This is a genomic window from Frankia sp. CeTa3Moorea (assembly GCF_978021225.1).
Genome location: NZ_CDXDOR010000181.1, coordinates 1 through 8,108 on the forward strand (window position 1 = coordinate 1; position 8,108 = coordinate 8,108).

Below are 8,108 nucleotides of genomic sequence, written 5' to 3' on the forward strand. Positions count from 1 at the left end.
TCGCCACGCCGACTTCACCGTCCGGACCGGGATGCCGGTGTACTTCTGCGATCCGCATTCACCGTGGCAGCGTGGCTCGAACGAGAACACCAACGGGCTTCTCCGCCAGTATTTCCCGAAAGGCACCGACCTGTCCTTGCATACTCAGGACGAACTCGATAAGGTAGCCGCACAGCTGAACGGAAGGCCACGCAAGACGTTGGACTGGGCGACACCCGTCGAAGTTCTCAGCGATCTGCTGGCAAAGCATGTGTCGCCATGACCGCTTGATTCCGCCGATCTCAAGGGCCTCCCCGAGGACGACGTCCGCAAGGTGATGGGCGGAAACCTCGCCTCCCTCCTCCACGTCACGGCATAGAAGGCCTCGCCAGGACACTCGCTCGACCATCGCGCGCCCTCCACCTGGTCGAGGGTGCGGGTCGGGCCCGAACCCACCGGCGACCGGCCTGACGCCGGCCCCCATGGGCCGGCGTCTCAGCCTTTCCCGTCGCCTTCCTCGTCGTCCCCGCGCCGACGAAGCACTCGCCCGGGAACCCCGGCCGGGAGCCTGCCCGTCACCGATCGGGACCGGTCGGTCGCCGCACTGGCCAGGCCGCCGCGTCTGGCCAGTGCACCAGCGCCTGAGCGCCGCCAGGACAGCGACCCGGACCCCGGCCACCGACGTCGCCAGCGCCATGCTCGGAGCACCGAGATTGATATCCGGTGCGGCCACCTCCGGGAGGTGGGGTAGGTGAATCCACCCGACGCGGGGCGGGAGGTCGTGGGTCGCGACGTATCGCAGCACGCCGTACATGAGGTGGTCGCACATCAGCGTGCCGGGCGCGTCGGAGATGTCGGCGGGCATGCCCGCCTGGCGCATCGCCAGGACCATCGCGCGCAGCGGAAGGGTTGACCAGTACGCCACCGGACCGTCCGGATCGGTGAGGTCGTCCTCCAGCACTCGGCCGCCATTGTCGGCCACCCCGTAGCGGGCGGAGTCGTTGAGGTTCTGGGCGATGCGCTCGACCGTGATCATCTATCGTCCGCCCTACTCGCCCAGCATCACGACGAGATCCGGGGCGGTCCGGTCAATAGCGCCGGTGACGACGTCGATGCAGTCGAACCATCTGCTCGGTACGACCAGCCCGGTGATCAGCGCATCGCCGATCTTCGTGCCGTCGAGCGCCTCGGCGACGCCCTGCGCCGGGTTGACCGGTGTTGTGCCGTAGCGCTCGAAGCCGGACACCAGCACCTTCGTCATGCGTCTCGCCCCCGTCCTCGCCCGGCCCAGCGGTGGCGCGGACGCCCGCGCTGGCCGCGGACGCGGCGCTGCCCGGCGCATCCGCGGGCACTGCGGCGGGCACGCCGGCCGTCAGCCGAGCGAACGTGACGCCGTCGCCCGGCGAAGGCGGCCGCCCGCCCCACGGCAGCCTAGTGCCGGGAACGCGCGTCAGCGACCCGCAACCCGCGGGGCAGTCGGCGAGACCCGCGGCCCACGGGACTGGTGCGGGACGATTGCCACGATCAGCGAGCTACCACTGCTAGCCCACTACCACCATCGCCCAACTACCTTGCCTGTCACAGTACTCTGAGCTACAGTGTTCCACGGAGGTGCGGTCATGAGCACGAGCAAGGTCACATCCGATCTACTGCGCGGCAACACGGACACGATGATCTTGCGATTGCTCACCGAATCGGACCGCTACGGCTACGAGATCGTCAAGCTAGTCGCCGAACGCTCCCACGGCGAATACGAACTCAAAGAAGCCACGATGTACTCGAGCGTTCGCCGCCTGGAGGCCGACGGCGACATCACCTGGTACTGGGGCGACGAAACGCAGGGCGGACGCCGCAAATACTTCCGGATCACCGAGAAGGGCAGGTCCACCTACACACGGAACAAGAGCAACTGGGAATACGCGAAGCGCGTGCTGGACACACTGCTGTGAAGAGACGGGAACGATGAACGAGAAGCTGCGTGAATACGTGGACGGCGTCTTCGCCCCCTACGAGGACACGAAGAGCATCAGCGAACTCAAGGCGGACCTGCTGGCGGACCTGCAGGAGCGGTTCCGTGAGCTCCGGGCCGCGGGACGGGACGACGCGACCGCACTGGAGGAGACCATCGACAGCATCGGCGACATCGAGCACACCGTGCAGGAGGTGTCCAATCTCTCCCGCGTGCTCGAGCGGCAGATGGTGACGCGCTTCGATGCGCGTGACCTGCAGGGAAGCGACTTCGCGCGGGTCGCCGCGCGGGACGGAAGGTTCGAGAAGAGCGCGCTGCGCGCCTCCGACTTCTCGAACGCCGATCTCAGCGGCAGCTCGTTCAGGTACAGCGACCTGACGGACTCGAACTTCGACGGCGCGAATCTGACCGACGCGAACCTGTCGACATCCGTTCTGGCACGCGCCAGTTTTCGCCGGACGGTTCTGGTACGCACCAACCTCAGTATGTCCGAACTTGCCGGGGCCAGGTTCGTCGACACCGTGCTCACCGACGTCGGACTGCGGAAGACGGACCTGAGGAACACCGTTCTCGAGGGCTGCACCTTCACCGGTGTGGACTTCTCCTACGCCGACCTGCGTGGCCTCGATCTGGACGGAGCGACCTTCACCAGCGTGCGGTTCGACATGGCGGCGCTCGGTGGCGTCACGTTCCGGGGCGCGACGCTGCTCGACACGTCCTTCCGCGCGTCGAGCAGGAAGTACCGCGCCGCCATCCGCACCGTGATCTTCGACGGAGCGCGGATGGACAAGCTGACCTACTCCGGCCTCAAGACCCTCGGGGCGAATCTGGCCAACGTCACCGTCGTCTAGTACTACAGGAACAGTGATCGCCGCGTGGTCTCTTCTCGGGAGGGCGGTGTGGCGGGAGGTGTAGGGCGGCCACCGCGTGGTTCTCCGTGGTTTTGTGAGAATCAACGGAGGCGCCGCGGTGGCCGCGGCCGACAGCATATCGGGGGTAGACGTGTCGGAGTGGGATGCGGGGCTCGAGGAGCTGTTCGGCCGCATCGCGGGCTGTTTCCCGAACGATCAGCCGAGGGCACAGGCCCGGGCGTATGTGGCGGGGCTGTTGTCTCGGACGGAGCGGAAGAACGGTTGGACACTCGCGGAGTTCAACGGGGATCCCGGGCCGCAGAAGATGAAACGATTGTTGAACGAGTACTCCTGGAACGCGGACGCGGTACGTGACGTGGCCGCCGGATATGTGGCCGAGAACCTGGCCGAGCTGGACGGGGTACTCGTCGTGGACGAGACGGGGTTTTTGAAGAAAGGCAGCCGTTCGGCCGGGGTTCAGCGGCAGTACTCCGGCACGGCGGGCCGTGTCGAGAACTGTCAGATCGGGGTGTTCGCCGCCTATGTTTCCGGGAAAGGTCGGGCTTTCGTCGACCGCGAACTTTACCTTCCAGCAAGCTGGATTGACGATCGGGCGCGCTGTGAGGTGGCAGGGGTGCCGCGGCGCGTCGGGTTCGCGACGAAGCCCCTGCTGGCCCTGGACATGATCCGCCGGTTCCGGCTGGCCTGCCCCACGTTGCGCTGGGTCGCCGGCGACGAGGCCTACGGCGCCGATCCGGAACTGCGGGACTGGCTGGAAGAACACCAGATCGGCTTCGTCCTCGGCGTTCGGTGCGATGCGGAGGTCAGCACCGCTGTCGGTCGCCGCCGCGTCGACACGCTTGCCGCGCTCGTCCCCGCCGAGGCATGGGAGACCTACTCTGCCGCCGACGGATCGAAAGGCCCACGACTCTACGACTGGGCGCTGGTCGACACGACCGACCGGGCCGGCTTCGAGAATCGACAACGCCAGGTCCTTATCCGCCGCGGCCGAGACCAGAAACACGAACTCGCGTTCTTCCTGACGCACAGCCCGACGCCGGTTCCGCTCGCGACCCTGGTCACTGTCGCCGGTCGCCGCTGGGGAATCGAGGAATGCTTCCAGTCGGGAAAGAACGAGGTCGGCCTCGACCACTACCAGGTCCGGCTCTACCACGCCTGGTACCGGCACATCACCCTCGCGATGCTCGCCCACGCCTGGCTTGCCGTCACCGCGGCGAAAAGCCGCACCGATACCTCGACCGGGACGCAGGCGACCACCGCCGTCGGCTACGACCGTCTCTCCCACGGCATTCCCATCCCTGATCAGGCAGCCCCGGACAGCACCACAATGATCCCGTTCAGCCTCAACGAGATCCGTCACCTCATCGCGCTACTACGCGAGGAGAAACTGCCGGACACGCTCATCACCTGGTGGTCAAACTGGCGCCGACACCACCAGGCAACCGCCCGCCATTATCACTTCCTCCGACGCATCCACGCCGCACAGCCAGTCGCCACCCCGACCTGACTCCAACCGACACCACGACCAGATCACTGTTCCTGTAGTACTAGGCGGGCCCGACGCCCGCACTGGTGACGACGTTTCAGAGAAAGGCACACCGTGACCACCAAGCAATCCGTCTGGACCGGCATGGTTACGGTCGACGACACCGCGCTGTACGTGACCGACACCGGTGGACCTGGTCGTCCTGTGGTCTACCTCAACGGCTCGTACGCCGACCAGTCGCACTGGCGGCACGTCATCGCCGCGCTCGGCGGCGACTATCGGCACATCGCCTACGACGAACGCGCCCGCGGGAGGTCCCAACGCTCGGCCGACTATTCGTTCGAGGCGTGCATCCGGGATCTGGACGCCGTCCTCAGGGCGCGGGCTGTGGACCGGCCGATTCTGGTCGGCTGGTCCTACGGCGCGCTGATCGCCGTGCACTGGGCTGATCGGAATCCGGACCGCGTCGAGGGCGTGGTCTCCGTCGACGGCGCCGTTCCGTACGGAATCATCGGCGCCGCCGCCCGGAAACGGATCCGGAAGCTGTTCCGCCGGATGCGTCCGCTGTTTCCGATCGCCAGCCGGCTGGGTCTGGCCGCGCGGATGACCGCCGGCCAGCACGCCGAGGTGAACATCGAGAGCAACGAGATCTCCGCCACCCTCGCGCCGGTCCTTGACCGCGTGACCTGCCCGGTCCGATTCATCCTGGCCACAGGCGCCCACCTCGGCGCGGGCCAGGAGGAGATGGAACGGGCGCGGGCCGCGCTCGACCCGGTCCTTGCCCGCAACTCGAACCTCCAGGTCAGCGCGAGAGTCGCGAGCAACCACAGCAAGATCCTGCGGAAGGACTCCGCCGCCGTCGCCAGGGCGGTCCGTGAGCTGGCCCGGGTCCGCGGCCACGCCGTCGGCTGAGCCCCACGGTGGACGACGTACCCGTCAGCCGGGTGGCACACGGGCGCGCCTGAGGGCGCCGCGGGAATCCGGTTGATGTGTTCGCCGGCGGGGTCCGCACATCGCGTACCAGGGTGTGGACCCCGCCGGCCGGGGAGCCCGCTACGGCAGACGGCCCATGAGTGCGGCGGTCTGGGCGTGCCGGGTGCAGCCACGCCCGGCGAACGACTGCAGGACGCGGTCACGGATCTCGGGGCGCTGTTCCTGGCTGAGTTTGAACATTCCCTCGGCGGTGGTCACCCTGACCCGGAATGCGCCCACCCCGGACACGATCTGGCGGAAATAGCCGATGGATTCGCTCATGTCCCAGCTGTGCCCGAACTCCTTCTCGAACGCCCGCACCGTCGCCTGCACGACGCCCAGCGTCTCCTCCGTCGACTCGATCCTCTCCACTGTGCCGTGCACGTGCACCGAGGTGAAGTTCCAGGTCGGGGCGGCCGGCGTCACGTCGTAGACGGTGGGTGAGACGTAGGCGTGTGGTCCGGTGAACATCAGAGTGATGACCGTCCCGGTGTCCAGCGCCGCCCAGTGCGGGTTGGCCCGGTTCAGGTGGCCCAGCAGCGGGGTGCCGGCCAGGTCCGGGGCGAATGATCCCTCCCAGCGGGGGTCGGTGATGACCGGGAGGTGGGTGGCGAACGGCCCGTCGGCGGGAGCTCCGTTGCTGACCATCAGCGCCAACGGATTTCCGCGCATCAGATCGACCATCCAGGTAACGTCCGGTTCCCGGTAGTGGCTGGGGACGAACATGCGGTACTCACCTTTCAGGATGGGACGCGAACAGTACCCGGCCTATCCGGGCCGCGTGGCGCCGCGAATTCCGCGGGCGTTCGACGAAACCGTCATGCTGTTCTGCCCCGCACGCCGGGAGATGATCGATTCGGTGATCTCACCGCTTCGTACAGCGATGTTCGACAGCAGCGAGGAAGTCAGGCCGTGCGTGTGCTCGGTGCCACCCTGAAGATAGATTCCGCACCGCATTTCGGGGTCGGTGACGACGCGGTAGTCCCGCTCCACCCGGTAGCGGCCCGCCTCGTCGCGCAGGCAGTACCGGTCGAGATCGCCCAGCAGGCCCGTGGGCTCCATCGCGCTGTAGCCGGTCGCGCAGACGAGGGCGTCGAAGTCGAGTTCGCCCACCTCGGCGTCGGGGCCCATCTGAAGGGAGACGCGGGTCTCCTGCACTCCGCACGTTCATGCGGTGTGCTGATGGTGTGACTTCTTGATCGGACAGGGTGATGATCACCCTGGTGTGTGATGCATCCGATCTGGCACGGTGCAGAGCGTGCTGGCGACCGCCGAACTGGGCTACGGCCCCCCGAGCCTGGAGAAGTTCCTCGGCTCGCTGCCGGTCATCCGTGACCTGTTAGCCCGCCTCGACCTGGTCGCCGTCATCGACCGGCTCTGCCCGATCCAGGAGAACAAGGCCCGCCACACTCATGGCGAGGTCATCGCCATGCTGGTCGCCAACCGGCTGACCTCCCCGACCCCGCTGGTCCGGGTCGAGGACTGGGGCGAGAGGTGGGCCGTCCTGGAGATCTTCGGGATCGAGCCGGACGCGCTCAACGATGACCGATGCGGCCGGGCGTTGGAGGCGCTGGCCGAGCAGGCCGACGCCGTCGTCGGCGCGATCGCCGCGCGGGCGATCGCGGTGTTCGGCCTCGACGTCTCCGAGATCCACTGGGACCTGACCAGCATGTCCGTGTTCGGGGCCTACGACCGCGCCGACCCCGCCTACGCGACCCCGAAACCCGGCCACCCGAAGGACCACCGCTTCGACCTCAAGCAGGTGCAGGCAGGCTTCGCAACCTGCGCCGACGGCGCGGTCTCGCTGCTGACCCGCGTCTACGACGGCGGCGCTGCCGAGGTCTCGCAGGTGGAGGGCGCGTTGCGGGCCCTGCGTGAGCTCGCCGGGCCGCGCCGGTTCCTGCTCGTCGGCGACAGCAAGCTCGTCTCCTACACGAACCTGACCGCGATCGACGCGGCCGGCGCCACCTTCGTCGCCCCGGCCCCGCGGACCATCGTCGGGCTGGCCGCGCTCGCAGCGCACGACCCGGCCACCGCGACGATCGTCGACTGGGCGCCCCAGCGCGAGAAGGACAAGCTGTTCCACCAGCGCGACGTCCACCGGGTCGTCGAGGGATCCACGACCCTGCGCGGCCCGAAGGCCACCGACCCGCCGTTCACGACGCGCACCGTGTACTCCCACTCGGCCCGCCGTGCCGCGGCGTCCGCGGCCAGCCGGCAGAAACAGATCGACAAGGCACGCGCCGCGCTCGTCGTGCTGCACCGCAACCTCGGCACCCACTACTACCGCGACGAGGCCGCCGTCCACGCCCGCATCGAGAAGATCACCGCCGAGTGCCGGGTCGGGGCGTGGCTGCGCACCCACGTCGACACCAACCCCGACACCGGCACACCACTGCTGACCTGGTACTTCGACGAGGCGGCCCTGGACCTGGCGGCGAAGGCCGACGGCTGGTTCGCGCTCCTGACAAACCAGAGCATCGAGGAGAAGGACGCCGCCGGGGTCTTCGTCGACGACAAGGGCCAGGAAGCCTCCGAACGGCGCAACAGCGCGTTCAAGGGCCCCCTCGCGGTCAACCCGTTCTACCTGGAGAACAACCAGCGGATCCACGGGCTCCTGCACGTCGTCGGCCTGGCGCTGCTGCTGTTCTCGCTGATCGAACGCGAGGCCCGCCGCGCCGCCGGCCCGACCGGGACGGTCGCCGGCCTCTACGCCCGCCGCCCGGCCAGGCCCACCGGCCGCCTCATCCTCGAAGCCCTCGCCGACCTGCGCCTCGTGCCCGCTCACAACGGCCAGCCCGCCTACATCCCCCGACCCACCCCGCTCCAG

Annotated in this window: 8 protein-coding genes and 1 pseudogene; 6 read left to right on the forward strand and 3 right to left on the reverse strand. The window is 68.1% G+C overall.

Translation table 11 applies throughout. The features are described 5' to 3' along the window. Window positions 1-262 (forward strand): IS30 family transposase (locus AC08OV_RS21530; RefSeq protein WP_476620206.1); only part of this gene is annotated, 262 nt, incomplete at its 5' end. Between the two features lie 369 nt (window positions 263-631). Here the strand turns inward: AC08OV_RS21530 and pcp are convergent. Next, window positions 632-1,321: pseudogene (pcp, locus tag AC08OV_RS21535) on the reverse strand (pyroglutamyl-peptidase I); the annotation flags it as partial. Window positions 1,322-1,598: 277 nt separating this feature from the next. Here pcp and AC08OV_RS21540 point away from each other — a divergent pair. The 4 genes from AC08OV_RS21540 (at window position 1,599) to AC08OV_RS21555 (ending at window position 5,218) form a co-directional block, all read left to right on the forward strand. Further along, window positions 1,599-1,928, forward strand: a complete 330-nt coding sequence (locus tag AC08OV_RS21540; RefSeq protein ID WP_476614967.1) for a PadR family transcriptional regulator — start codon at window positions 1,599-1,601, stop codon at window positions 1,926-1,928. A gap of 13 nt (window positions 1,929-1,941) precedes the next feature. Next, the gene (locus AC08OV_RS21545; RefSeq protein ID WP_476614968.1) at window positions 1,942-2,799 is read left to right on the forward strand and encodes a pentapeptide repeat-containing protein; all 858 of its coding nucleotides are present in this window, start codon (window positions 1,942-1,944) and stop codon (window positions 2,797-2,799) included. A gap of 151 nt (window positions 2,800-2,950) precedes the next feature. After that, window positions 2,951-4,327 (forward strand): IS701 family transposase, encoded by a 1,377-nt coding sequence (locus AC08OV_RS21550; RefSeq protein WP_476614969.1) that lies wholly within the window; start codon window positions 2,951-2,953, stop codon window positions 4,325-4,327. A gap of 93 nt (window positions 4,328-4,420) precedes the next feature. Next, on the forward strand, window positions 4,421-5,218 hold the full coding sequence (locus AC08OV_RS21555; RefSeq protein WP_476614970.1) for an alpha/beta fold hydrolase: 798 nt from the start codon (window positions 4,421-4,423) through the stop codon (window positions 5,216-5,218). A 141-nt stretch (window positions 5,219-5,359) separates the two neighbouring features. Here the strand turns inward: AC08OV_RS21555 and AC08OV_RS21560 are convergent, their stop codons facing one another. After that, entirely contained in the window at window positions 5,360-6,004 is a 645-nt protein-coding gene (locus tag AC08OV_RS21560) for an FMN-binding negative transcriptional regulator (protein ID WP_476614971.1), read from the reverse strand. 42 nt (window positions 6,005-6,046) lie between these two features. Next, window positions 6,047-6,436, reverse strand: coding sequence for a hypothetical protein (locus AC08OV_RS21565; protein ID WP_476614972.1), 390 nt, complete (start codon window positions 6,434-6,436; stop codon window positions 6,047-6,049). A gap of 91 nt (window positions 6,437-6,527) precedes the next feature. Between AC08OV_RS21565 and AC08OV_RS21570 the strand changes: the two genes are divergently transcribed. Continuing rightward, a partial coding sequence (locus AC08OV_RS21570) for an IS1634 family transposase (protein WP_476620207.1) occupies window positions 6,528-8,108 on the forward strand: 1,581 nt, incomplete at its 3' end.